We start from the raw sequence: 25,450 nt of genomic DNA on the forward strand, positions 1-25,450 counted from the left end.
ACAAGCTTAGCGGAAGGAAGCTGTTTACAGATGTTCGCCGAGGAACGTAAGCGTGCGGCCATGCGCGAGCGCGGCCGAATGCTGGTGATAGCTTGCGCGATCGGTGCAGTTGAAGCCGTGATCGGCATTCGGATAGATATGGAATTCGACATCGTCGCGGCCGGCGAAGCGTTCCTTGACTTCGCCGACTGCCGACATCGGGATGCCCGAGTCGAGCTCGCCGTAGTGGAACTGCATCGGCACCTTGATTTTCGGCGCGAGGTCGAGCTGGTTCTGGATGCCGCCGCCGTAGTACGCCACCGCGCCGTCCACCGTACCCCGCGCGGCCGCCAGATACGCGAGCCGGCCGCCGAAGCAGTAGCCGATCGCCGCGATCTTGCCTGTCACTTCGGGCATCGCGCGCAGCGCGGCCGCGGTCGCGCCGACATCGGCCACCGCGAGATCGACGTTGGTCTTTTGCAGCAGTTCGATGCCCTTGTCGCGATCCGCGCCGGCGTAGGTCAGTTCGACGCGCGGCTGCGTGCGCCAGAAGATATCCGGCGCGATGGCGACGTAGCCGTCCTGCGCATACTGTTCGGCGACGGCGCGAATATGGCCGTTCACGCCGAAGATTTCCTGAATGATGATGACGGCAGGCCCTTTGCCGCTCTTGGGCAACGCCAGATAGGCGCCGAAACTGTCGGTGCCGGCGGGAATATCGATCCAACGGGAAGTCACGCTCACGTTCATTCTCCTCTATGAAGCGGTGGGCCAAAGGCTTGGCCGAAAAGCGGCGCCCAGTTTGCCACCAAAAGGGACGTACTGCAGGGACGCACTGCAGGGACGCACTGCAGGGACGCACTGCAGGGGCGCACTGCAGGGGCGCACTGCAGGGGCGCACTGCAGCGGCGTACTGCAGCGAAAGCGGGTTTTCCCGTAAGCGGATTGAAACAGACCGGGTATCGATTATCGGATGACAGGCGTCGCTGCTTATGTCATCAATCGCTCAATGTTTCGGATTGCGTCCTACAGTCCGGACGCGGCGATCTGACATCGGTTGCGGCATCGTCGAGGCGATTGTGTATTAACGGCGTTTTGAAGCGCATCTTTAGAAAAGCCCGTCGAAACCGCGTACCGGCGGGCGCTTTGGCGCGGTCTAAAGCGGTGCATTGTCGATGATGTGGGATAAACGCTATTGGTAGTGATCCCACTTACTCAAAAAAACCCCACAAATTAATTTGATGGCCTACACTTGCGCGCTGGTACGAAGACCACCTGCCACAAACAGGCTGGTTGACGTGCTTGCCAAGTGCATAACGATGCATCCGGCGCAGTCGTCCACGGGATTTGAGCGACACGTGAAGGACGCGGGGCACAAGGGCGATTACGTTGATTTGGGACCGAAACTGGAGACTTACATGAACATCAAGATTCAAAAGCTGTTGCCGATTAGCGCTGCGGCGATGCTGTTTGCGACGTTGGCGACGGGCGCGGTGGCGGACCAGACCGTCAAGATCGGCCACGTCGCTCCGCTGACGGGCGGCATTGCACACCTGGGCAAGGACAACGAGAACGGCGCCCGTCTCGCGGTTGAGGAAATCAACGCGAAGGGGCTCACGATCGGCGGTCAGAAGATCACGCTGGTGCTCGACCCGCAGGACGACGCGGCTGACCCGCGTACGGCAACGCAGGTTGCGCAGAAGCTCGTCGACGACAAGGTCGTCGCCGTGGTGGGCCACCTGAACTCCGGTACGTCGATCCCCGCTTCGAAAATCTATAGCGATGCGGGCATCGTGCAGATCTCGCCGTCGTCGACGAACCCGGCCTACACGCAGCAAGGCTTCAAGACCACGTACCGCGTGGTCGCGACCGATGCGCAGCAAGGCCCGGCACTCGCGAACTATGCAGCGAAGGGCCTGAAAGTGAAGAGCGTCGCGATCGTCGACGACTCGACCGCTTACGGTCAGGGCCTCGCAAACGAATTCGAGAAGACCGCGAAGTCGCTCGGCCTGAACGTGATGTCGCACGACGCCACGAACGACAAGGCCGTCGACTTCCGCGCGATTCTGACGAAGATCAAGGGTGAGAACCCGGACGCGATCATGTACGGCGGCATGGACGCCACGGGCGGCCCGTTCGCCAAGCAGGCGAAGCAACTCGGCTTGCGCGCGAAGGTGCTGGCCGGCGACGGCGTGTGTACCGACAAGCTGGCCGACCTCGCCGGCGACGCGACCGACAATATCGTGTGCTCGGAAGCCGGTATGGCGCTCGAGAAGATGGAAGGCGGCAAGGCGTTCGAAGCGAAGTACGAGAAGCGTTTCGGCCAGCCGATCCAGATCTACGCACCGTTCACGTATGACGCTGTGTACATCATCGTCGACGCAATGAAGCGCGCGAACTCGACCGATCCGGCGAAGATTCTCGCCGTGATGCCGAACACCGACTACAAGGGTGTGATCGGCGAAACCACGTTCGACTCGAAGGGCGACCTCAAGCACGGCGTGATCTCGCTGTACAACTACAAGTCCGGCAAGAAGACGCTGCTCGACGTCGTCAAGATGTAAGAGCAGAGAGACGATGGATGGCGGGCTGCCCGCGGCAGTTTCGCCATTCCGTCGAATCGTCGAATCGACGAATCGTCAGTTCGTTTGCGCGAACGGCGTATGCAAGGCACGCAGCTTTGGGCTCGCGTGCCTTTTTTATTGAGCGGCCTTCGCGACGCGGCAATGCCGCGACGTTTCGCGCAATGTAATCAGATACCGAGGCGCCGCAGAACCTTCGGTCCCGCGAACGCGATCAGCGCCGCACAGAGCGCAACGACGGAAAGACCGATCGGCAGACTGGTTACCTGCGCCACACCGCCGATAATCACCGGCCCGAGCAGCAAGCCGAAGTAGGCCAGCCCCGCGACGTGCGCCAGCCCTTCGGCCGCGTGAATGCCCTTGACGCGAGCCGCCGCCGCGAACAGCACCGGCATCATGTTCGCAAGACCCAGCCCCATCAGCGTAAAGCCTGCCATTGCGGTGATCGTGTGCGGCAGCAGCAGTGCGCCGATCATTCCGACGCACGCGATCGACGCGCTTGTCATCACGAGTTGCGGGGCGCCGAATCGCGCGCGCACCGCGTCGCCGGCAAAACGCGCCGCGGCCATGCCGCCGGAAAACGCGGCATAGGCCGCACTGGCGACAGCCGGCGTGGCGAGCACGACGTCGCGCATATAGATAGTCGCCCAGTCGTACATCGCGCCTTCCGCGATCAATGCGATCAGCGCGACGATGCCGAGCGCCCACAACGCCGGCGAGCGCCAGCGGTTCGCGCGCGGCGTGTGCGCGTCCGGATGCTCCGCATGCGGTACATGCGGCAGCACGGACGGGCAGGCGATCAGCAGCACGGCGGCGCTGACCGCGGCGGCGAGCAGCATATGGACGACCGACGTCATGCCGTGTGCGAGCAGTGCGCCGCCGGCCGCGGCGCCCGCCATGCCGCCGACGCTGAACATGCCGTGCAGCGCGGACATGATCGGCCGCCCGAGCGCCTGTTCGACCGCGCTCGCTTCGGCGTTCATCGCGACATCGAGCGTTGCCATGCCGGCGCCGAAGAAGGCAAGCACAACGAGCAGCATCCAGTACGCGGGCACGAGCAGCATCAGCGCCGCGCAAACCGACATGGTCAGACCGCCGGCGAGGCACGCGCGGCGTGTGCCGACGCGGGCAATCCATGGACCGTTCGCGGTCATCGCGGCAATCGAACCGCCCGCCACCGCGAAGAGCGCGAGCGACAGCAGCGCCGGATTCAACTCGAAGCGATCGCGCACGGTGGGCACATGAATACCCCACGTGCCGTACATCATGCCGGCGATAAAGAACAGGGCCATCGTCGCGTAGCGTGCGCGGTTGCGCGCGGCCACGGGCAGGTCGCGATGGGCGGCGGGAAGCATCGCGACGTCGGGTGGTCGATCGGACACAGGCGGTCTCGTCGTAGAGGGAAGAGGAAAGCGCGGTGAAAGCAAAGTCCCGATTCTAGCGAAGCGAGCGGTACCGCGCTGACACGTCGCTGCACTAATATGTCGGTCGGTTGTCTACATCACTTCGCGCGCGCCACGTGCTGGCGTCGCGTTTGCGTCGCGTTTGCGTCACCAATGCGTGCGAGGACGGTTATCAGCCGTCTCTTTGTATGCGGTATTTGCGTACGAATGCTTGAGGAAAATCCGAGGCCGCCTTGAAGATTCCCGCTCACGCTCCGCTCGATCTGCTGCATCGCGTCGCGGTCGGCACCCTTGCGACACATTCGCGTCGGCCGCAAGGCTTTCCGTACCCGACCATGCTCCCTTTCGCGCCCGACGCGCGGCATCGGCCGACCATTCTCGTGAGCCGTCTTGCCGAACATACGCGCAATCTCGAAGGAGACGCGCGCGCGGGCTTTCTGGTCGCCGATGCGCCGGACGGCAACGTGCTCGATGCACAGCGCGTGACCTTGCTCGGGACGTTCGAGCCGATCGACGCGACGCCGCTCTTCGTGCGCCGCTATCTGCGCTATCAACCGGACGCCGGACGCTATCTCGCGCTGGGCGACTTCGCATTCTGGACGTTGTCGCTGGAGCGGCTCCGCTTTATAGGCGGCTTCGGCATGATGGGCTGGCTCGACGGCAGTGAACTCGATCCGCTCGAACCGCTCGCATTCGAAGACGAAGCCGCATTGATCGAGCGCTTCGACGCGCGGCCCCGGCGCGCGAGCGAAGTGGAATTGCTCGGTGTCGACCGCTACGGAGCGGACTTTCGACTCAACGGCGCGCGCACGCGCCGCGCTTTTGAGTCGCCGGCGGCTGACGCCGCAACGCTCGATGCGGCATTCGAGATTTGTACCGTTGCAGTGCTTACCGGTTAAGTCAATTTACGGCGGAATGCTTAAGTGATCCCATCGTTACTGGGAAAGTTTTCACAAAATGAAATGATTTCGTACTACCTGAGCGAATTCGTTTCATGATTCGAGAGTCGATTCAGAATCCATTCATTGGAGACGCAACTTTTCTGACAAATTAACAATCAGTGTGCGGTGTTGCCCGACCCTCTTTCGACACTTCGGTGAAAATTTAGGAAATAGCAATTAATTAATTTGAGCGACACCTATTCGGGGCTTTATCTTCTGTGTTAATCTCGCCTGCAAATTCCGAGGCATGATCACCTTCAAAGGACTAAATCGGCTGAAGACCGGCAGTCCATTTTTCAAATGACAAGGGAACCTATGTCTTCCTACAAGGAACTCCTCGCGCAGCGCGAGAAGCTTGAAAAGCAGATCGAAGAGGCGAAGGCACGTGAATATGCCGAAGTGCTGAACGAAATCAAGCAAAAGATGGCCGACTACGGTATTACGCTCGCGGAACTGGGTGGCGGCCGCGGCGCGAAGCATGCGAAAGTCGGACGGGTTCGCACGGGCGTCGCGCCGAAGTATCGCGATCCGGATAGCGGCAATACATGGTCGGGCCGCGGCAAGCCGCCGCGCTGGATCGCCGGTCAGGATCGTGAAAAATTTCTGATCCAGAAATAAATACGAATCTGCGCGTAACCGAATCGTTGGTGCGCTGCCGACAAAACCGCGCTGCCGGAACCGGGCGCGGTTTTCTGTTTGTGGGGCGTCTGCTTCGCTTGTCTGCTTCGCTTGTCTGTCTTCTTTGCTTGAACGGTTTGTGCACGCGCGTTTGCGCGCACTTATAAAGCGAAACAAATCGGGATAATTCGCGACGCGTGCGGCACGACGGTGTGCGCCGCGATCCGCATGTAGCGCGATACGAATGCTTCGCGTTCAGATAACCACCTGATTCAAAAAGAAAATTTTGTTGGCTTAACTGACGCCAAACGAGCCGGCGCGTAGAATGAAGGGGTTGAATCCTGCCCTATTCGTATGTCGTCGAGCACTGCCGTTCATCCCGCAGAGAAACACCGCGTCGCACGCAAAAGCACGTTCGTCAGCATCGTGCTCAATATCGTTTTGATGACTGCGCAAATTGCGATCGGTGTGTTCGCCCATTCTCAAGCGTTGATCGCGGACGGTGTCCATTCGCTGGCCGATCTGATTTCCGATTTTGTCGTACTGTTCGCCAACCGCCATAGTGCCGCGGAGCCGGACGCCGATCACAATTACGGCCATAGCCGTTACGAGACGGTCGCCTCACTCTTTCTCGGTGGCCTGCTGATCGCGGTGGGCGTTGGCATGCTGTGGCGCGCCGGCATCCGGCTCACCGATCTGCAAGCTATTCCACCGGTACATGCGAGCGCGCTCGTCGTCGCGATTGTCGTGCTGGTTTCGAAGGAAGGGCTGTTCCGCTACATGCTGCGCGAAGCGCAACGCGTGCGCTCGGCGATGCTGATCGCGAACGCATGGCATGCGCGCTCGGACGCGGCGTCGTCGCTCGTGGTAGCGCTGGGCATCGTCGGTAGCCTGTGTGGTGTGCGTCTGCTCGATCCGATCGCGGCGGCAATCGTCGGCTTCATGGTGGCGCGGATGGGCTGGTCGTTCGGATGGGATGCGCTGCAGGATCTGTCCGACCGCGCGCTTGACGAGCCGGCCGCCGCCGATGTGCGCGCGTTGCTGCTGTCGACGCCCGGCGTGCGCGACGTGCATCAGTTGCGCACGCGCAAGATGGGCGATCTCGCGCTCGTCGATGCGCATATCCTTGTCGACCCGCTTATTTCCGTGTCCGAGGGGCACTACATTGCGGAGTCGGCGCGCACGCGCGTGCTGACCGACAACCGCGTGCTCGATGCGCTGATTCACGTCGACCCGGAAAACGATGCGATCGCGCAACCGCCCGCGGGGATGCCGCCGCGCGAGCGCGTGGTCGCGGAAGTCGAAACGGCGTTTGCCGAACACGGATTGAAACCGGTCGCCGTCAACCTTCACTATCTGAGTACTGGGCTCGACATCGAAGTGACGTTGCCGGCTACGTCATCCGACGAAGCACACGACGACGAGGCGCGGCGTCTTGCGCGCATCGATCTCGCCGCTCTGCAGCGCAGGCTCGGCGCACGCACGCTCGATGCCCGGCGCGCGATCGATGTGCGGGTGACGGACGCCGCAGCCGTTGGAGATGCGCGGCGCGAAAGTGGACATTAGCAGGCGACAGCACAACGCGATCTGATCGCGCGCGCCGACGATGCCGACGCCGAAGCAACCCAACGCCGAAGCAACCCAACGCAACCCCAACGCAACTGCAACCGCAATCGCGCAGCGCCCGACCTGCGACAGCCGCACGCCGTCACGAATCAAAGCGGCAATTGCGTATCGAACTTGATTTCGCGCAGCACGACGCTCGTGCGAACCTGGGCGACCGCCGGGATCTTGAAGATGCGTTCGTGAAGAAACGTGTCGTAAGCCTTGATATCCGGCGCGACGATCTTGAGGATGTAGTCTGACTCGCCGGTCGTGCTGTAGCACTCGGTCACTTCCGGGCAGGTGGCGATTTCCCGTTCGAACTGTTCGACGCCGCCTTCGGTGTGCCGCGTAAGGTGAATGTGCGCGAGCGCGCACACGTGCAGCCCGAGTTTTTCCCGGTCGAGTAAAGCCGTGTAGCGCTGGATGATGCCCGACTGCTCCATATCCTTGATGCGGCGCCAGCACGGCGTGCTGGACAAGCCGACCTGATCGGAGATTTCCTGCACGGAACGGCGGGCGTCCAGTTGCAAGAGGCGCAGGATCTTTTGAGAAAACGTATCGAGTGTCAACTGCGGCCTCCGTTGGCGTCGCCGTATTCCGTCATGGTAGAGGCCACGAAAACGAAACGCAATCGAAACGCCGGTTTATGAGGCGTATTGCCTAATTTGCGGGTTAGTCAGCGGCGTTTCGTCCTGAGCCGTCCCCATCACCGGCGTCCAGGGCAGTGACAGTGGGCGCTGCGCGAAGCTCCGCGAGCATATTGCAGAAGAGGGCGCCCTGCTCGATCGCGTCGTCGAGCGCGACGTGGGTGTGCGGCAGGTCGTCGAACCAGTGCTTCGGCAGCCGCGGCTTGATGCACTTGCGATACGGCAGGCCGGTCATTGCGAATGCGAGCGTCTTGATATCGAGCGCGGACCATGAGAACGGGCAGCGCCCCGCGAACCGCATCATGTACCAGAACATGAAGGTGAAGTCGAAGCCGGCCGGCATCGCGACGAACACCGGCTTGCCTGGCAGCGCCTCGACCCATTCGACGTAGGCGACCAGCGCCTCGGCCGGCTGGCGCAAGTCCTTGCGGCAGGCCGCCCACGCTTCGGGCTGCGTTTTCCACCACGCTTCCTGAACCGGGTGCGGCGCCGCGCCTTCGAGCAATTCGAGGTTTGCCGAGAACGTGGCGATCAGCTGCTTGTCGGGTGTGTACGCAGCGGACGCGAAGCTCAGCATCGAATGCGGTCCGGGAATCGGGCCGTCCGCCTCGACGTCCGTGCTCACATAGATCTCACCGTTCATACACCGACTCCGTCGGCTACATAGGGATTCGTGCGGCGCTCTTCGCCGAACGTCGAAGTCGGACCGTGGCCGGGCACGAACGTGACGTCGTCGCCGAGCGGCCAAAGCTTGCTGCGGATGGAGTTCACGAGATCATCGTGATTGCCGCGCGGAAAGTCGGTCCGGCCGATCGATCCCGCGAACAGCACGTCGCCGACGAGCGCAAGACGGTGCGCACGGCTAAAGAACACCACGTGGCCAGGCGTATGCCCAGGGCAGTGATAGACCTCGAGCGTTTGCGCGCCGAACTGCGCAGTGTTGCCGTCGTGCAGCCAGCGGTCGGGCTCGAACGTCTCGGCGGCCGGGAAACCGAAGCGCACGCTCTGCTCGGGCAGTTTGTCGAGCCAGAATCGTTCGTCCGGATGCGGGCCTTCGATCGGTACGCCATAGTGCGACGCGAGCGCCTTTGCGCCGGCGCAATGGTCGACGTGGCCGTGCGTGAGCAGAACCTTTTCGACGCTCGCGTTCTGGCGCGCAACTTCTCGCTGAATGATGTCGAGGTCGCCGCCCGGATCGACGACGGCGGCGCGCCCCGTCGTCTCGCAAATGAGCAGCGAACTGTTCTGCTGAAACGGCGTGACAGGGATCAGGGTGACTTTCATGAAAGCGGAGGGGAGAGCGTGCGGGCAAGAAAAATCGATTGTACCGGCGCCTGCTTTACGCCGCGCAGTGCCTCTGCGTTTGAGCTGGCAGTTGTTCCAGGCGCGCGTCGACTGGGCACGCGGGCGCTCACGCATTCGGGCATTTTTACAAGTTCGGTAAAGATTGTGTAAAGATTAGTGCGGTTCGGCTACCGGCAATTTCGTTTTGGGTATAATGCGCCCATTGCGTGCGGAAGAGCGCACCTTCACCGGTTGACACATCCCGGTTTCGACGTCCGTAGTTTTGTCGTCAGAAAGCGGAATGAACGTTGCCTTCAAGTAAGTGCCGTCGCTGTCGGACGGCAAATCCGAGCATCGAAACCTTCGATGCACACGTCTTGTCCAGCCAGGCGCGATGCGCCTGCTACGGCCTTGCTGCCGTGACGCTGGATGGGGCCTACGCCGCCGTTCCTACGTACCGCTGTTCGGGTGCAAGAACGTGTAGCCATGTTCGATGGCGGCGTGTGGGGTCTGGCCAAAGCCTGCGGGGACAGGTTGTGTCAGACGTGAAAACTAACCGTGCGGTAGCGGCCTGATGGCCGTGTACGGGCTTCAATGTTCCGTGCCTTCGGGCGCGGCGCGCGAGTTCGTCTTTGCCGCCCGGGCCGCTATCCACGCAGTTCTTCGCGTGATGCGGCTCGCCTTTGTAACATCGTTTGTCTTATGAAAACTCGGCTCACCCGACGTATTGGGGGTCTTTTTGCCTTTTCGATCCTGGCAGGCTGTGCAATGCCGCCGGGCTCGGGAGATCAGGTCGGCAGCGCGCCGCTTAGCACCAAAGCGACGCAGCATGCGACCGCAACGGCCCCACAAGCTTATGGTTCCGCCAGCAATGTGCCGGCGCCTGCTTCGGACGACGCTTCGAATCCCGCTTCGAATCCCGACGGCAAGCTCGCCGACGCGTCCGCACTGAGCGACGACGGCCCCGATGTGGCGGACTTCCGGCAGACAGGCCGCGCGTCGTGGTACGGCAAGCTGTTTCACGGCCGCCGTACCGCGAATGGCGAACGCTTCAATATGAATGCGCTGACCGCCGCGCACCGGACGCTGCCGCTCGGTTCGTACGTGCGCGTAACGAATCCCGCGACGAACGATTCGGTCGTCGTGAGGATCAACGACCGCGGACCGTACGCACGTGGACGCGTGATCGACCTCTCGTATGCGGCCGCGCGGGTTCTGCATCTGCAGCACGCCGGCACCGGACGCGTGCAGATCGCGGGGCTGACGCAGCACGAAGCGAAGGTTGAACAGGCGGAAATGCTCGCCGCGAACGGCAATCCGAGCGTCGAGAAGTAAGTTGGCGGGGCCTGCGCTCACGGCCCGGCTGAGCGCACCGTCCGACGAAGGGCCGCTCTGTGCGGCCCTTCAGTCTTTTTTGAGTTCCAGCGCGCGTGCGTAAAGCGCGTTGCGCGGCGCGCCCGTAATGGCGGCCGCCATCTTTGCCGCACTGCTCACCGATACCTCTTCGAGCAGAATGCCGAGCAGCGCGTCGTGTTCGTCTTCCGCTGCTGCCTGCGGCGCCGCGCCCTCCACGACGAGCACGAATTCTCCGCGTTGACGGTTTGCGTCTTCCGCGATCCATGCTGGCCCTTCGGCCAGGGTGCAGCCGTGCAGCGTCTCGTGTAACTTCGTCAGTTCGCGTGCAATCAGCAGACGTCGCGCGCCGCCGAATACAGCCGCCAATGCGTCGACGGTTTCGACGATGCGATGCGGCGCTTCGTAAAACACCATTGCGTGCGGGTGTGCCGCCAGTTGCTGAAGCTGCGCTGCGCGCTGCTTCGCTTTGGCCGGCAAGAAACCGAGAAACGAGAATGTCGCGACCCAGTCGCCGGCCACGCTGAGTGCGGTGGCGAGCGCGCTTGCGCCGGGCAGCGGCACGACGGGCAGGTTCGCTTCCCGCACGGCATCGACAAGCTTTGCACCCGGATCCGAAATGCCGGGCGTGCCCGCGTCCGATACGTACGCGACGCGCTCGCCCGCTTGCAGATGCTCGACGATGCGCAAGCCTGCCGCGCGCTCGTTGTGCTGATGCACGGCAATCAAAGGCTTCGAAATGCCGTAGCGCGCGAGCAGCTGCCCGGTGTTGCGCGTGTCTTCCGCGGCGATACGGTCGGCGAGTCCGAGCACATGGAGCGCGCGCAACGTAATGTCGGCGCTGTTGCCGATCGGCGTGGCGACCACGTATAGCGCGCCTTGCGGATAGTGCTGCTGCTGCGCGAGTTCGGAGAGAGGGGTCATGAGACTGAAGACGCAGACTGACGGAAGAAGCACGACATTGTGCCACCACGCCGACGGCGCGAAGGCGGCGAGCGCGCCGCGCGCGGGTACCGGACACATCGCGCGATCGAAACCGTCCACGGCAAGCGTCGGCGCGAAGTTCGAAGCGCACGCGCTCGCGTATCTGCAGCGGCAGCGCTTGCGCTTCGTCGCGCGTAACGTCATGTGCCGCGGCGGCGAGATCGATCTCGTGATGCGCGATGCGGATGGCACGCTCGTGTTCGTCGAAGTGCGGGCGCGCGCGCGGACGGGCTACGGCGGTGCGTCGGCGAGTGTCGGCCGGCATAAGCGCGAGCGGCTCGTGCGCGCCGCGCAGTACTACCTCGCGACGCATCCGCACGAGGCCGCCGCATGCCGTTTCGACGTGATCGCTTTCGAAGCGGGGCGTCTCGTCTGGCTGCGCGATGCGTTTCGCGCGGACGACAGCTGAAGCGCGCCGCGTCGCGCAACGAGCGGCCTACGCCGCGCGCGACAGCGTTTGCTGCGCAACAAGCAGTTTGGCTGCGCGATAAGCCTCGCGAGTACGTTAAACTTGCGCCACGCGCATCGGGCATCGAACGCCGCGCCGCGAAAGCGGTCTGATGCTCGCAAGTGCAGGGTGCGCACGACAATCTGCGCGCGAGGCGAATGCGCCATCGCAACGCTTCGCTGCAGGGGCTCGCAACGATGCCCGATGCACGGTGCCGACGCGGTGCCCAGACTCGCGTAGGACAAAACGCGCAATACAAGATAGAGAGTCGATGTCAGTCGAACGTATTCAACAGCACTTCCGCGACAGCGCGGCGGTGAAGCTCGCTGCAGTGGAAACCCTCGCGCTGCCGATCGCCGCCGGGGTCGACACGATGTTCGGCGCGCTTGCGAACGGCAATCGCATTCTCGCGTGCGGCAACGGCGGGTCGGCCGCCGCCGCGCAGTACTTCGCGGCCGGACTGATCGGCCGCTTCGAACGCGAACGGCCGGGACTCCCGGCGGTTGCGTTGACAACCGACACATCGGTGCTCACCTCGCTCGCCGATCACTACGCGTATGACGAGATTTTCGCGCGCCAGATCCGCGCGCTCGGCCAGCCCGGCGACGTGCTGCTCGCGATCATGACGTCCGGCAACCCGGCCAACGTGCTCGCGGCGATCGACGCCGCGCACGAGCGCGAAATGGTCGTGGTCGCGTTGACGGGCAACGGCGGCGGCGACGCGAACGGTGTGCTGACCGATATCGATATCTCAATCTGCGTGCCGTCCGAAGAGGCCGCGCGCATTCAGGAAGTGCATCTGTTGACCATCCACTGTTTGTGCGACGGCATCGATGCGATGTTGCTGGGCGAAGAGTGACTTCGAAGGAGAGCTAGTTGATGAGCGCATATCGCGTGAAAAGTACGCTTGTGAGAACCACGCTCGTGGTGGGGCTGGTTGCGGGCCTCGCCGCGACGCTGCAAGGCTGCGTGCTGGCGGTCGGAGCCGCGGCGGGCGGCGGCGCGCTTGTCGCGACCGACCGGCGCACGCTTGGCGCGCAGACCGAGGATCGCGAAATTCAGGTGAAGGCGATCTCGCAGATCAACGATGGCCTCGCCGACGGATCGCATGTCAACGTGACGGTCTTCAACCGGCGCGTGCTGCTGACCGGTGAAGTGCCCGACGACGCCGCAAAGCAGAAAGCCGAAACGATCGTGCGTGGCATCAACAACGTGCATGCGATCGTCAACGAACTGACGGTTGGCCAACCCACCGATTTCTCTTCGCGCACGAACGATACGTATCTCGAAGGGCGTGTGAAAACCGCGCTGATCGCCGAGAAAGATCTGTCCGCGAACAACTTCAAGGTGGTGGCCGAGGGCGGCGCGATTTATCTGATGGGTCTCGTGACGCCGGACGAAGGCGCGCAGGGCGCGAATGTCGCGAGCCGCGTGCCGGGCGTGACGAGGGTCGTCAAGGTCTTCCAGTACATCGAGCCTTCGGAAGCGGTAGCGGCAGCAGCCGCGGCGGCATCGGCGCCGAGCGCGTCGTCGCCCGCGGCGGCTGCGGCGCCCGAAGGTGTGACGACCGGTGCGGTGCCCGATGCGTCGGTGTCGTCGAAGCCGCTCGATCAGCAGCCGCCGGCGCCAGTGTCGAATTCGAATGTGCAGCCGGGTAGCCCGCAGGCGGTGAAGTGAAGCGTCGCAGAAGCCTGGTGCACATGCAGCATGCCGTTCGGGCCGTGAGCCGGGTGGCGCGCGCAGGCAAGCGCGTGGGCGCCAGCGTCGCAATCGCCATGTGTGCCTTGGCGACGCCGGCCGCACACGCCGCCGAAGCGCCGCACGGCCTGCAGATCGCGCAGCGCAACGCGTGCCTGGGCTGCCACGCGATCGACCGCAAGCTCGTCGGGCCATCGTTTCAGCAGGTCGCAAGCCGTTACAAGGGCAACGCGCAGGCGCACACGCTGCTCGAGCACAAGGTGAAGGATGGCGGCTCCGGCGTGTGGGGCGCGATACCGATGCCCGCGCATCCGGCAATGAGCGATGCCGATATCCGCACGGTCGTCGATTGGGTGCTGGCCGGCGCGCCTTCGAAATGACGGCGCTGGCCTGGCAATTCCCAAAAAGCCTGTGCTAGAATTGCCGGATTCGTTGGGGCGGTAGCTCAGCTGGGAGAGCGTCGCGTTCGCAATGCGAAGGTCGTGAGTTCGATCCTCATCCGCTCCACCAACCCGATTCAAGTTGTTCCGTAGTATTTCGCAAACCCCGCGCGCCGTAAGGCGCGCGGGGTTTTTGTTTTGCGCGCTCCCGCCGCTGCGGTAACCGGCCAACTCACCGGGCGCGCTGACGTGCGCTTGCGTGTGCTCAGGCATTTCGCCAACCTACACATCTCCGCGTTCATGGTTTACAATAAATCGAAAACAACCGAAAAATGTAAACCAAGAGGCACCCATGTTCAGCGTTCGACTTCATCGGGCTCGCAAGGCGGCCGGCCTATCTCTGCGTGAGCTGGGCGAGCGCATCGGCATTTCGCACGCCGCGATCAAGAAGTACGAAGACGGCTTCGCCATGCCTTCGAGCGACATCCTGCTGCGGCTCTCGCGCGAGCTCAATGTGCGCAGCGAGTATTTTTTCCGCCCGGCGCTGCTTGCGCTGGAAGGAATCGAATACCGCAAACACAGCTCCCTGCCCAAAAAGCGGCTCGATGCGATCACCCATGAGGTTATCGATCAGATCGAACGCCGCATCGAACTCGAGAACCTGTTCCCGCAGTCGCCCGTCCGCTGCTTTTCGCCGGTCGATCGCCTGCCGTCGGCCATCACCGCCATCGAGCAGATCGAGGACGTCGCCTCGCGGGTTCGCGAGGCATGGCAGCTCGGCTTCGACCCGATCCCTGATCTGATCGACGTGCTGGAAACCAATGGCGTGCGCGTGTTTATGATCGATGCGGACGCCGAACACAAATTCGATGGTCTCGCCGCGCGCGTCAACGGGATGCCGATCGTCGTGGTCGGGCGTCATTGGCCGGGGGATCGCCAGCGTTTCACGCTTGCGCACGAGCTCGGCCATCTGATGCTCGAAGGCCGTCTCTCGCGCAACATCAACGACGAGTCCGCGTGCGATCGCTTTGCCGGCGCTTTTCTGTTTCCGCGGCCTTCCGCGCTGCAAGAGCTTGGCGCACACCGGAATGCGATCGAGTTCAAGGAACTCGGGCTCTTAAAAGACGAGTTCGGTCTGTCGATGGGCGCCATTCTCTATCGCGCACGCGACCTCGGCATCATCTCGACGTCGTACCGGGACGAGCAGGCGAAGCTGTTCCGTGTGAAGGGCTGGTTTCTGCGTGAGCCGGGGCGCACGTTTCCTTCCGAAAAGGCGCACCTCTTCGAGCAGCTGGTGTTCCATGCGCTCGCGGAGGAGTACATCGGCGAATCGAAGGCCGCGGAACTGATGAAGATGTCGTTGCAACAGTTCCGGCGAGTTCGCTCGATGGAGGGCAGCGATGCTCCTGCTAGTCAGTGATACCAATATTCTGTTCGACGTCGAGGTGAGCGATCTCGTCGTACCGATGTTCAGTCTCGACTACCAGTTCGCAGTACCCGACGTTCTTTTCTATGAAGAACTACAGGACCGGCACGCCCATCTGCTGGATCTGGGGATGCAGGTTCGCACGCTGTCGGCTGAGCGTGTCGAGCGCGTTCAGGAACTTGCGCGATACCACGCGAGGCCCGGGCGCAACGATCTGTTCGCGCTGGCATTGGCCGAGGCGGAGGCCTGTCCTCTGTTGACCGGCGACGCCGCATTAAGGCAGGCCGCGCAAGCGGAACGGGTGGAGGTCAGGGGTACGGTCTGGTTGCTCGGCGAAATGGTGCGTAAGCGGAGCATCACGGTTTCAGCGGCCCACGTTGCCCTCGACAAAATGCGCCGCAACGGCAGGCGGCTGCCATGGGATTTGGCCGAGCAGACGCTGGAGGCTCTCGGCGGCGCGGCCTCACCTTACGTTACGGCCGGACACCAGCCCGACCAGCCCGACCAGCACGACCAGCACGACCAGTACGACCAACCCAACCACCAGGAACGCGCCCCGGCTCCAATCGAAGAACCCTGCTGATAGCGCGCCGCACCTCTGCAACGGATCGTCTTCTCTCTAGAAAATGCGAATCCAATCGCCTACGCTTTAACTCAGCCAGCATTCCGGTGAGAGAGCCACCCACGGTCTCCCATCCGTTGCACTGCATATCAGTCGAATAGAGCAAGCAATGGTTTGAAATCGGCGTGTTCACGTCCGAGAGGGTTGCGCCATCCGGCATCGGGCGCCGCTAAGCGGAGCGGCGTCCGGCATTGGTTCGCATGACGAAACCCGTTGGCAATAAAAACCAAGGAGACGCTCATGCATTCATCCCGCAATGCACTATCCGTGGTGTTCCTGGCTCTTACGCTTGCATTCGGCTCGTCCGCCGCGCCTGCCGCGGACGAAGTGCAAGGCGGCGCAACGACGACGTCCGCGCCGATGCCCGCGCTGCAACCCGTTACGCAGCAGCAACTCGACGCCGCGGCCGGCGACTCGTCCGACTGGCTGCACTCGAACGGCTCGTACACCCAGACACGCTACTACCCCGGCAAGCAGATCAACCGCACGAACGTGTCGAAGCTCAGGCCTGTATTCATCTTCCAGACGGCGGTCAACGAGTCGATGGAGACGGCGCCGATCGTGTCGCACGGCGTCATGTTCATCACGACGTCGTTCAATCACGTCTATGCCGTCGACGCAGTCACCGGCAAGGAATTCTGGCATTACCAGCAAAAGCTGGGGCCGGTCAAAACCTTCTGCTGCGGTCCTAACAACCGCGGTGTGGCGATTTCCGGCGACCGGCTCTTTATGGGCACGCTCGACTCGAAGCTGGTCGCGCTCGATGTGAAAACCGGCAAGATGCTATGGGAAACGCAGATCGCGGACCCCGAGCAGGGCTATTCGGAGACGATGGCGCCCACGGTCGTCGAAGACAAGGTGCTGATCGGCACGAATGGCGGCGAATACGGCATCCGCGGCTTCGTGAAAGCCTTCGATGCGAAGGACGGTCACCTGCTGTGGACCTTCTATACGATTCCCGAAACCGGCCAGGAAGGCGTCTGGGCGACGACCGACGCGACCGGCCGCGACATGAAGCGCGATATTGCCGCGGAAAAGCAGCAACTCGCTTCGAAGGGCGGCGACTTCTACAAGACGCTCGGCGGCGGCGTATGGATGACGCCCGCGGTCGACCGCAAAACGCGCACGATCTATTTCGTGGTCGGCAATCCGTCGCCGGACCTGTATGGGGCGATCCGTCCTGGGGACAACCTCTACACGGATTCGCTCGTCGCGGTCGATCTCGATTCCGGCAAGTACAAGTGGCACTCGCAGTACATCGCGCACGACGTGTGGGATCTCGATGCGGCGAGCCCGCCGATTCTCGTCGACGTGCGCGACAAGGACGGCAAGATGGTGCCGGGTGTGCTGCACGGCGGCAAGACCGGCCACGTGTACGTGAACGACCGCGCAACCGGCAAGCTGATCCGCTTCTCGCAGGCAATGATCCCGCAGGAAGACATGTGGACCTTGCCGACCGCGGCCGGCGCGCGCATGCTGCCCGGCGCGAACGGCGGCGTCGAATGGTCGCCGATGGCGTTCGATCCGCAGACGCGCCTCGTCTACGCGGCGAATCTGCATCAGCCGATGACGTATCAGGTAACCGAAGTCGCATACCCGGGCGGCAGCAAGCTGTGGCTTGGCGGCGCGTTCAAGACGATCCCGTCAGAGCAGCAATGGGGCAAGCTGTCCGCGGTCAATATCGACACCGGCAAGGTCGCGTGGGACTTCAAGACCGACCAGCCGCTGATCGGCGGCGTGCTCGCGACCGCGGGCGGCCTCGTGTTCAACGGCGAAGGCAATGGACTCTTCCGCGCTTTCGATGCGTCGACGGGCAAGAAACTCTGGGAGTTCCAGTGCGGCGCGGGCGTCAATGCGCCGGCGGTGTCGTACTCGGTGAACGGCAAGCAGTACATCGCGGTCGCGGCCGGCGGCAACACGCAGCTCGACTTCAAGCGCGGCAATACGGTTCTCGTGTTCGCCTTGCCGTGAAGGTCGCGCTGACGGTTGCCATGACGGCCGCGTCCGATGCGGTTCGTGCAAGCCGGCATGCGGGACGGCGGGCGCGTCGGGGCGTGGTCGCGCTGCATATCGACGCCGCGCGGCCGGCGCCGTGGCCGTCGTCGCGCCCGCAGTCGCGGCTGCGTCTGCCGCTGCAACTGCGGCTCGGCCTATCGCTAATGTTGTCGTTCTTCGCCGCCGCACTGTCGCCGCCGCTCGCGCACGCCGACGCCGAAGCGGGCAAGGCGAAAGCGCAGGTGTGCGTCGCATGCCACGGACCGCTCGGCAATTCGACGAACCCCGACTACCCGATCCTCGCGGGCCAGACGCAGCGCTACCTGTACCTTCAACTGAAGGACTTCAAGGAAGGCCGCCGCAGCGACCCGCGGATGTCGCCGATCGCGGCGACGCTATCGCGCGAAGACATGCAGAACGTCGCGGACTTTCTCTCGCAGCAAAAACCGTTGCCAATCAAGGCCGATGCTAGCGCGGCGAGTATCGATGCCGGCCGGAGCAAGGCCGCGGAGGTTCTGTGCACGATGTGCCATCTCGGCGGCTTCACGGGGCAGAACGAAATACCGCGCGTCGCGGGCCAGTATCCGCAATACATTGCGAAGCAGTTGCGCGACTTCAGGTCGAAGACGCGCACCAACGACGCCGGCAACATGACGAGCGTCACACAGAATCTCTCCGACGACGACATTCGCAATCTGAGCGCCTATATCGCCAACCTGCAATAGCAGTACAAAACGTCCAACGCGAGGAGACCATCCGATGAAACTCGCCGCACGAGCGATGGGCGCGGCTCTGGCGCTGTGCGTCGTATTTGCGGCAACATGGCCGCTGCCCGCGCAAGCACAGGACGAAAGTATCAATCAGCGGCTGCTGAACGCCGCGCGCGGCGACGACGAACATGCGGTCGAAGCGGCGTTGAACGACGGCGCGGCCATCGATTCGCGCAATCGTATCGGCGACACGCCATTGATTACCGCCTGCAAAAAAGGCTCGACGGCGATGGCGCGCATGCTGGTCGAGCGCGGCGCGAATGTGCGCCAGGCGGACGTCGCCGGCATTACACCGCTGATGGCGGCGGCCTACGGCGGCGACGCGGAAACGGTCGGCCTGCTGCTCGCGCGCGGCGCCGATACCGCCGCGGAAGACCGGGTCGGCAAGACCGCGATGGAGTATGCGGCGGGCCAGGGCAGCACGGCGTCGGTGAAGCTGCTGCTGGACGCGGGCATCGACGTGAATCGCCGCTACAGGAACGACCTGACCGCGCTGATGTGGGCGGCCGGCTACGACCGCGCGGATACGGTGAAATTGCTGCTCGCGCGCGGCGCCGATCCGACGCTGCGCGACAATCGCGGCATGACGGCGATGGATATTGCCGCGCAGACGCATTCGAGCCAGGTGGAGGCGCTGCTATCCGCGCACTAGCAATTGCCGGTGCTTGCCGGTGCGTCAGGGAACGAACGCGCCCTACACCTTAGCCGCTGACTGTAAACACCGCCACCGAGCCACTCAAACGCGTTGCCTGCTCGTCGAGCGACCCGGCCGCCGCCGCGGCCTGCTCGACCAGCGACGCGTTCTGCTGTGTCACTTCATCGATCTGACTGACCGCCTGATTCACCTGCTCGATGCCGCGCCCCTGCTCGTCCGACGCATTCGCAATCTCACCGATGATCGCCGCGACCTGCCGGATCGCCTGTTGCACCTGAGCCGTCGTGCGGCCGACTTCTTCGGCCTGGCTCGACCCCGAACGGATCGTCGCAACCGAGCGCTCGATCAGCTCCTTGATCTCTTTCGCCGCCGCCGACGAACGTTGCGCAAGACTGCGCACCTCCGACGCAACGACCGCGAAGCCGCGCCCCTGTTCGCCGGCGCGCGCCGCTTCGACGGCCGCATTGAGCGCGAGGATATTGGTCTGAAACGCGATGCCTTCGATCAGCGACGTAATCTCGCCGATCTTCGCGGAGCTCGACGCGATTTCGCTCATCGTCCCGACCATGCGCTCGACCGACTGGCTGCCTTCATCGGAAATGCGCGACGTGCCGAGCGCAAGCGAACTCGCTTCTTTCGCGTTGTCCGCGTTCTGCTGCACGGTTGCCGTCAGTTGCGCGAGGCTGGCCGCCGTCTGCTGCAACGAGACGGCCTGCTCCTCGGTGCGCGTCGACAGATCGAGATTGCCGGCGGCGATCTGCTTCGACGCAATGCCGACCGCGTCGCTCGCGCGCCGCACTTCGGCGATCACTTCGGCCATATGCTTGAGCAGCCGGTTCAGCGCGGTGGCCGTGTGTCCGATTTCATCCATGCGCTCGACGCGCGCTTCCTGCGACAGATCGAGCGAATGACTGACCTGTTGCAGCGTGTCCTGCAACTGGCCGAGCCCATTGCCGATCAGCCGGTGCAAATGCATGCCGAACGCGGCCGTCGCCACGAGCGCGGCCGCGACGATCGCGATCATCCAGCCGAATACGGCTTTGAACTGCGCGGCGTTCTCGTCGCGGACCGTCTGGCTGCGCTCGACGTCGTAGTCGAGATGATCGTGCAGGCCCTGATCGAGCGCCAGCGCGGCCGAGTGCACGGCGCCGCCGTCGTGCAGCATCGCGAGCGCGCCGTCGCGGTCGCCCGCGCGCAGCTTGTCGAAGTATTGATTGCGCGCGCTGCGGTATGCGGCGATATGCGCGCGATCGGCGTCGAGCATCTTCGCGGCTTTCTCGTCGCCGGCAACATAGGCCGCGATATCGCGATCGAAGCGCGTGTCGGCGTCGGCGATCAGCGCGACGATCGCGGCACGGCTCGCGTCGTCGATGCCGTCGACGACGTACCGGTAGGCGTTGAGGCGCATATCGGCGACGTCGCCGACGGCCATCGAGATCGATTTGAGCCCCGGAATCGTGCGCGTCTCGAGGCCGTCGACGCGCTGATGCGACGCATAGAGCTGCACGAGGCCGTAGCCGCCGACGAACACCAGCGCGAAAAGCGCTACGCCCAAGGTAATCACGAGCCGCCGAACGATGGTCATAGGTCGCATTCGATTGAGTCGCGGGCACGCATCCGGTCACGCAGGACGCCGCACCCGATACCCGCCCTGACGACCGTATTGACGGACGCGTCGCAGCCAACTTGAGTGCGTTTGCGCGAAATGCCGTGTTAAGCAACCCGAACTTCGCGAAGCGAGCCGCGGCTTCGTTCGCTATTTCCCCTGCGGCTTTCCATGCACGCGACGGCGCTGGCTTTCAAAGCACCTGTCGTCGCCCATCATTTCGCCCCGCGCGAATGGCGTGGAGATTTCATTCTGTTAGCCGAAATGGCTCTCTCCAGCAACCGGTGGCGAATCGGTTTAGCCTGACCCGAACGCTTGGCGCTTTTCCCTGTAACCAGCGGCACTCCCCCCGAGACTTCCCATGCCTGCGCGTCGAGGACGCTCGATCGAAGTCGATTTCTTTCGCGGCGTCGTGCTGATTGTCATCGTTCTGGATCACATACCCGGCAGCGTGCTGTCGCATTTAATGCTGCACTCGTATGCGTTATGCGATTCGGCTGAAGTGTTCGTGTGCCTCGGTGGGTACGCGTCCGCGGCCGCCTATGACGCGGTGCTCGACAAACGCGGGGTCGGTGCCGCGCGCACCCGCTTTTTCAGGCGCGGCCTCGAGATTTACCGCGCCTATCTGCTGACGGCCGTGCTCACCTTGCTGTCGGGCGCGGTGCTCGCGTTTTTTCATCTGAACCGGCCGATGGTCGACATGACGGGCTGGCCGTCGTTTTCGGCGGCGCCGCTCCACGAGGCGTTCGATATCGCGGTGCTGCGCCGGCAACCGTATCTGTCGAGCGTGCTGCCGATGTACGTGCTGTTTCCTTTGACGGTGCCGTTCATGGTGCCGCTCGCGCGGCGCTCGGCAGGCGCGGCACTTGCGCTGAGCATCGTCGTCTGGCTCGCGGCGCGGCCACTCGCGGCATTGCTGCGCATCGACGATGTCGGCGATTGGGCTTTCAATCCGTTTGCATGGCAATTGATGTTCGTGCTCGGTATCCTGTGTCGTGTGCGGCCCGTCGGCGACGGCTTTATCGGATCGGGGGCGGGACGGTGGGTCACGCGCGTCGCGCTTGCAGCCGCGGTGGGCTTCGCGATCGTCAAGCTGTTCATCCTGACGCAGCCGCTGCCCGGTCATCTGAAACAGAATCTCTCGGTTGAACGCGTGATCAATTTCATTGCGATTGCCTGGCTGGCAGTCTGGCTCGTCCGTAACGGTTTCGTGGCGCAACTCGCGCGGCGTTTGCCCGGCATCGTCAATGTCGGGCAGCTGGGGCTCGTCTGCTTCGTCGGCGGCACGGTGATTTCGCTCGTCGTCGATACGGCGACCCCACGCGCCTTGCATGGCGTCGCGCATGGCCTTGCCGCGCTCGCCGGCGATTTCGTCGCGATTATCGCGATGCTGATGCTCGCGCGGATCTGGCGCGACTGCTCCGGGCGTTTCTCGAGGCGCCCGGCGGTGCGCGGAGCGGACGTGTGACGCGCATACATCCGGTCGGGCTTCGCGCGGCGCGTGTGCCTGTGGGTGCCGAAGTTCGTGTTCGAACTCACGTCGCCTCCTCTCGTGTCGCCACGCGTATCCCGGCCGCTCGTATCTGCGCTCGTGCCTTCGCATGGCTCTTCGTCTTCGTTTCGGGCACGCACGGATGCGCGGCGCAACAGCCGCTCGCTGCGCCGACGCCGCCCGTTTCAGTTTCTCCCGCATCGAAGCTGCACTGCTCGACGCTGACCAACGTCTCGCTGCCGCCGAAAGCGATCGGCTTGCCGACCAACGGCGTGCATATCGATTCGGCGACGCTGATACCGGCGAGCGCCGCGGGCAACGAAGCCGGCGACTATTGCCGCATCACCGGCAGCATCAAGGCGCTGAAATCCGCGACGCCCGATATCCGCTTCGATCTGAATCTGCCGCGCAACTGGAATGGCCGCGCGCTGCAACTGGGCGGCGGCGGGTACAACGGCGTGGTGGTGAGCGGCCTCGGCACGATGCCGTTTTCGCCCGAGCACGCGCCGCTCGCGCAAGGCTATGCGACCTTCGGCGACGATTCGGGGCACGTGGGCAACTCGTCGCTCGCGGTGTTCGGCCTCATCGACGAAGCCGTGGTCAACTTCGGCTATGCGCACCTGAAAAAGACGCACGATGCGGCGCTTGCGCTGATCAGGCTCGCGTACGGACGCGCGCCCGACAAGATGTACTTCGCGGGCGGTTCGACGGGCGGCCGTGAAGGTTACACGGCGATGCAGCGCTATCCCGACGACTACGACGGCGTGATCGCCGATTCGCCCGCGCTGAATTTCACCGGCGTGCGGCTCGTCGGCATCAAGGTCGGCGAAGCCGAGTACGCGACGCCGGGCGGCTACGTGCCGCCGACGCTGCTCGAACGCGTCTATGAGCGGTCGATGGCGATCTGCGACCGGCTCGACGGCGCGGCCGACGGCATCGTCAGCGATGTGCCCGCGTGCCGCAAGCGCGAAGCGGAAATTATCGACGCGTTGCGCTGCAGATCCGCCGGGTCGACGAGAGCCACCGGGTCTACCGGGTCTACCCGATCTACCCGGACCAACGGGGTCAACGGGTCCCCTGCGCTCGTCCCCAACACGTCGCAGGACGACAAATGTCTGACCAACACGCAGCTTGCGACGCTCTTCGCGCTACGCGACGGCTTGACGCTGCCGTACCACCTCGCCTGGGACGTCACTGGCTACCATGGCTATAACGTATTTCAGGGCACGCGCCTGACAGGCGGACTCGGACTCGGGCGCGATGCCGAGCGCGAGCAGTCGCCGACGTTTGCGGCGAACGGCTATCTGTTCACGCAGGGCGACGGCTATCTGCGCTACTTCGTCACGCAGGACGCGGCATACGATTCGCTGACTTTCGACGTGCTGCATCCGGGCCGCTATCAGTCGCAGCTCGTCGAGCTGTCGGAGACGATCGGCGCGATGAACACCGACCTGTCGCGTTATATGGCACGCGGCGGCAAGCTGATCACGCTGCAGGGCCTCGCCGACGAAGTGATCAGCCCGAACCAGACCATCGCCTATCGCGATGCGCTCGTCGCGCGCTTCGGGCAGTCCAGCGTCGATGCGTTCATGCGGCTTTATATGGTGCCCGGCTATCAGCACGGCAGCGGCGTGTTCGTGCCGTCCGTCGATCTGCTCACCGCACTCGACGACTGGGTCACGCATGGCGTCGCGCCCGAAACGCTGACGGCCACCGATATCGCCGCCGCCACCAACGGCCGCACGCGGCCGCTGTGCCGCTATCCGCTCTTTCCGCGCTATATCGGCAAGGGCGACATGAATCGCGCGAGCAGCTTCACCTGCTCGTCGATCTGAACGCGCCGTCGCTCGCCCATGCGAGCGACGCAAAAACCGCATCTTCCATCGCCTGCAATTGCACTTGTACGCGCCCACGCGCGCGTAAGTGCGTAACCGTGACATCCTCAAGCGTGGCTGCGCTGTGTAATATTGGTTGCTCGCGCAATCGCTTGCTGCATAAGGCTGCGACGATCGCGGATTCGGTAATGTTTGCCCCATAGAGTGCGCGCAAACGATTTGCGCGAAAGTAAATCAAGCAATACTTACTTGTTGTCCTTGACCGGAGAGTCCATGAACAAATCGAAAGGCGCCGCATTGATAGACGTGCTGTCGCGGCACCGCGACACGCTGTTGAGCGACTGGTTGAACCAGCATCTGTCCATCGCACTGCGTCGCGGCCTGACGACCGAAGCAGACATGTCGGATCAGTTCCGCAACTTCCTGAACATATTTGTCGATACGCTGTCGAGCGCGGATACGCTCGATGCGAGCCGTCCCGAGTGGGAGCCCGTGCGTGCGTTTCTCGCGGAAACTTCCGCGCTTCGCGCGCGGCAGGGTTTCACGCCCGCCGAGACCGCAACGTTCGTGTTCTCGCTGAAGCAGCCGCTCTACTTGCGTCTGCGCAGCGAGTTGAGCGATAACGCGGCGGAACTCGCGGAAACGAGCTGGGCCTTGAATCTGCTGCTCGACGCACTCGGCCTCTACACCACCGAAGTATTCCAGCGCAGCCGTGAAGCCATCATTCTTCGTCAGCAGGAAGAACTGCTCGAACTGTCGACGCCGGTCGTGCAACTGTGGGAAGGCATTCTTGCGCTGCCGCTGATCGGCACGCTCGATTCGGCGCGCACGCAAGTGGTGATGGAAAGCCTGCTGCAGAAAATCGTCGAAACCGGCGCATCGATTGCGATCATCGACATCACCGGCGTGCCGACCGTCGATACGCTCGTCGCACAGCATCTGTTGAAGACGGTTGCGGCCGCGCGGCTGATGGGCGCCGATTGCATCATCAGCGGAATCCGCCCGCAGATCGCGCAGACCATCGTGCATCTCGGTGTCGACCTGACGAACGTCACCACGAAGTCGACGCTTGCCGATGCGTTTATCGTTGCGCTGCAGCGCACCGGCTCGAGCATCGCCGCGCGCGG

Annotated in this window: 24 protein-coding genes and 1 tRNA gene; 18 read left to right on the forward strand and 7 right to left on the reverse strand. The window is 63.5% G+C overall.

Features of this window, described 5'->3' with window-relative positions:
- Positions 1-24 precede the first annotated feature (24 nt).
- On the reverse strand, positions 25-723 hold the full coding sequence (locus ACYPXD_RS30560; protein WP_459720700.1) for a dienelactone hydrolase family protein: 699 nt from the start codon (positions 721-723) through the stop codon (positions 25-27).
- A gap of 674 nt (positions 724-1,397) precedes the next feature.
- On the opposite strand from ACYPXD_RS30560, the gene ACYPXD_RS30565 reads away from it, so the two are divergent.
- Entirely contained in the window at positions 1,398-2,543 is a 1,146-nt protein-coding gene (locus tag ACYPXD_RS30565; RefSeq protein WP_459720703.1) for a branched-chain amino acid ABC transporter substrate-binding protein, read from the forward strand.
- Positions 2,544-2,731: 188 nt separating this feature from the next.
- Here the strand turns inward: ACYPXD_RS30565 and ACYPXD_RS30570 are convergent, their stop codons facing one another.
- Entirely contained in the window at positions 2,732-3,943 is a 1,212-nt protein-coding gene (locus ACYPXD_RS30570; protein ID WP_459720706.1) for an MFS transporter, read from the reverse strand.
- Between the two features lie 254 nt (positions 3,944-4,197).
- Between ACYPXD_RS30570 and ACYPXD_RS30575 the strand changes: the two genes are divergently transcribed.
- From ACYPXD_RS30575 to ACYPXD_RS30585, 3 genes are all read left to right on the forward strand, one after another.
- Entirely contained in the window at positions 4,198-4,863 is a 666-nt protein-coding gene (locus ACYPXD_RS30575) for a HugZ family pyridoxamine 5'-phosphate oxidase (RefSeq protein WP_459720711.1), read from the forward strand.
- A 357-nt stretch (positions 4,864-5,220) separates the two neighbouring features.
- Positions 5,221-5,523, forward strand: a complete 303-nt coding sequence (locus tag ACYPXD_RS30580; protein ID WP_219798272.1) for an H-NS histone family protein — start codon at positions 5,221-5,223, stop codon at positions 5,521-5,523.
- A 354-nt stretch (positions 5,524-5,877) separates the two neighbouring features.
- Positions 5,878-7,089, forward strand: a complete 1,212-nt coding sequence (locus ACYPXD_RS30585; protein ID WP_459720714.1) for a cation diffusion facilitator family transporter — start codon at positions 5,878-5,880, stop codon at positions 7,087-7,089.
- Between the two features lie 149 nt (positions 7,090-7,238).
- On the opposite strand, the gene ACYPXD_RS30590 is transcribed toward ACYPXD_RS30585, so the two are convergent.
- The 3 genes from ACYPXD_RS30590 to ACYPXD_RS30600 all read right to left on the reverse strand — a co-directional run bounded on the left by ACYPXD_RS30590 (position 7,239) and on the right by ACYPXD_RS30600 (position 9,059).
- Positions 7,239-7,697, reverse strand: coding sequence for an Lrp/AsnC family transcriptional regulator (locus ACYPXD_RS30590; RefSeq protein WP_075155524.1), 459 nt, complete (start codon positions 7,695-7,697; stop codon positions 7,239-7,241).
- 103 nt (positions 7,698-7,800) lie between these two features.
- Complete coding sequence (locus ACYPXD_RS30595; RefSeq protein ID WP_459720717.1) at positions 7,801-8,418, reverse strand: 3'-5' exonuclease family protein; 618 nt, start codon at positions 8,416-8,418, stop codon at positions 7,801-7,803.
- Positions 8,415-9,059, reverse strand: coding sequence for an MBL fold metallo-hydrolase (locus ACYPXD_RS30600; RefSeq protein ID WP_459720720.1), 645 nt, complete (start codon positions 9,057-9,059; stop codon positions 8,415-8,417). Before ACYPXD_RS30600 ends, ACYPXD_RS30595 begins: the two co-directional genes overlap by 4 nt.
- A 702-nt stretch (positions 9,060-9,761) precedes the next feature.
- Here ACYPXD_RS30600 and ACYPXD_RS30605 point away from each other — a divergent pair.
- On the forward strand, positions 9,762-10,394 hold the full coding sequence (locus ACYPXD_RS30605; RefSeq protein ID WP_459720723.1) for a septal ring lytic transglycosylase RlpA family protein: 633 nt from the start codon (positions 9,762-9,764) through the stop codon (positions 10,392-10,394).
- A 69-nt stretch (positions 10,395-10,463) separates the two neighbouring features.
- On the opposite strand, the gene rsmI is transcribed toward ACYPXD_RS30605, so the two are convergent.
- Complete coding sequence (rsmI, locus tag ACYPXD_RS30610; RefSeq protein ID WP_459720726.1) at positions 10,464-11,336, reverse strand: 16S rRNA (cytidine(1402)-2'-O)-methyltransferase; 873 nt, start codon at positions 11,334-11,336, stop codon at positions 10,464-10,466.
- On the opposite strand from rsmI, the gene ACYPXD_RS30615 reads away from it, so the two are divergent.
- The 10 genes from ACYPXD_RS30615 (at position 11,335) to ACYPXD_RS30660 (ending at position 19,387) form a co-directional block, all read left to right on the forward strand.
- Entirely contained in the window at positions 11,335-11,805 is a 471-nt protein-coding gene (locus tag ACYPXD_RS30615; protein WP_459720729.1) for a YraN family protein, read from the forward strand. The genes rsmI and ACYPXD_RS30615 overlap by 2 nt on opposite strands.
- A gap of 310 nt (positions 11,806-12,115) precedes the next feature.
- Positions 12,116-12,703, forward strand: a complete 588-nt coding sequence (locus tag ACYPXD_RS30620; protein ID WP_459720732.1) for a phosphoheptose isomerase — start codon at positions 12,116-12,118, stop codon at positions 12,701-12,703.
- Positions 12,704-12,723: 20 nt separating this feature from the next.
- Complete coding sequence (locus ACYPXD_RS30625) at positions 12,724-13,521, forward strand: BON domain-containing protein (protein ID WP_459720735.1); 798 nt, start codon at positions 12,724-12,726, stop codon at positions 13,519-13,521.
- A 23-nt stretch (positions 13,522-13,544) separates the two neighbouring features.
- Positions 13,545-13,922, forward strand: a complete 378-nt coding sequence (locus ACYPXD_RS30630) for a c-type cytochrome (protein ID WP_459720739.1) — start codon at positions 13,545-13,547, stop codon at positions 13,920-13,922.
- A 54-nt stretch (positions 13,923-13,976) separates the two neighbouring features.
- Positions 13,977-14,052 (forward strand) — tRNA-Ala (locus tag ACYPXD_RS30635).
- Between the two features lie 222 nt (positions 14,053-14,274).
- Entirely contained in the window at positions 14,275-15,342 is a 1,068-nt protein-coding gene (locus tag ACYPXD_RS30640; RefSeq protein ID WP_459720742.1) for a helix-turn-helix domain-containing protein, read from the forward strand.
- Entirely contained in the window at positions 15,323-15,931 is a 609-nt protein-coding gene (locus ACYPXD_RS30645) for a DUF3368 domain-containing protein (protein ID WP_459720745.1), read from the forward strand. The genes ACYPXD_RS30640 and ACYPXD_RS30645 overlap by 20 nt, the downstream gene beginning before the upstream one ends.
- A gap of 279 nt (positions 15,932-16,210) precedes the next feature.
- Positions 16,211-17,941, forward strand: a complete 1,731-nt coding sequence (locus ACYPXD_RS30650) for an outer membrane protein assembly factor BamB family protein (protein ID WP_459720751.1) — start codon at positions 16,211-16,213, stop codon at positions 17,939-17,941.
- A 188-nt stretch (positions 17,942-18,129) separates the two neighbouring features.
- Positions 18,130-18,690 carry a c-type cytochrome gene (locus tag ACYPXD_RS30655; protein WP_459720954.1) on the forward strand — a complete coding sequence of 187 codons (561 nt, stop codon included), beginning with the start codon at positions 18,130-18,132 and terminating at the stop codon, positions 18,688-18,690.
- 34 nt (positions 18,691-18,724) lie between these two features.
- A complete protein-coding gene (locus tag ACYPXD_RS30660) occupies positions 18,725-19,387 on the forward strand; it encodes an ankyrin repeat domain-containing protein (RefSeq protein ID WP_459720754.1) in 663 nt (220 codons plus the stop codon).
- Between the two features lie 49 nt (positions 19,388-19,436).
- Here ACYPXD_RS30660 and ACYPXD_RS30665 read toward each other — a convergent pair whose 3' ends face one another.
- Entirely contained in the window at positions 19,437-20,975 is a 1,539-nt protein-coding gene (locus tag ACYPXD_RS30665) for a methyl-accepting chemotaxis protein (RefSeq protein WP_459720757.1), read from the reverse strand.
- A 382-nt stretch (positions 20,976-21,357) separates the two neighbouring features.
- On the opposite strand from ACYPXD_RS30665, the gene ACYPXD_RS30670 reads away from it, so the two are divergent.
- The 3 genes from ACYPXD_RS30670 to ACYPXD_RS30680 all read left to right on the forward strand — a co-directional run.
- Entirely contained in the window at positions 21,358-22,464 is a 1,107-nt protein-coding gene (locus ACYPXD_RS30670) for an OpgC domain-containing protein (protein ID WP_459720760.1), read from the forward strand.
- 230 nt (positions 22,465-22,694) lie between these two features.
- Complete coding sequence (locus tag ACYPXD_RS30675) at positions 22,695-24,323, forward strand: tannase/feruloyl esterase family alpha/beta hydrolase (protein ID WP_459720958.1); 1,629 nt, start codon at positions 22,695-22,697, stop codon at positions 24,321-24,323.
- Between the two features lie 273 nt (positions 24,324-24,596).
- A partial coding sequence (locus ACYPXD_RS30680; protein WP_459720763.1) for an STAS domain-containing protein occupies positions 24,597-25,450 on the forward strand: 854 nt, incomplete at its 3' end.

This window comes from Paraburkholderia sp. 2C (assembly GCF_054589215.1).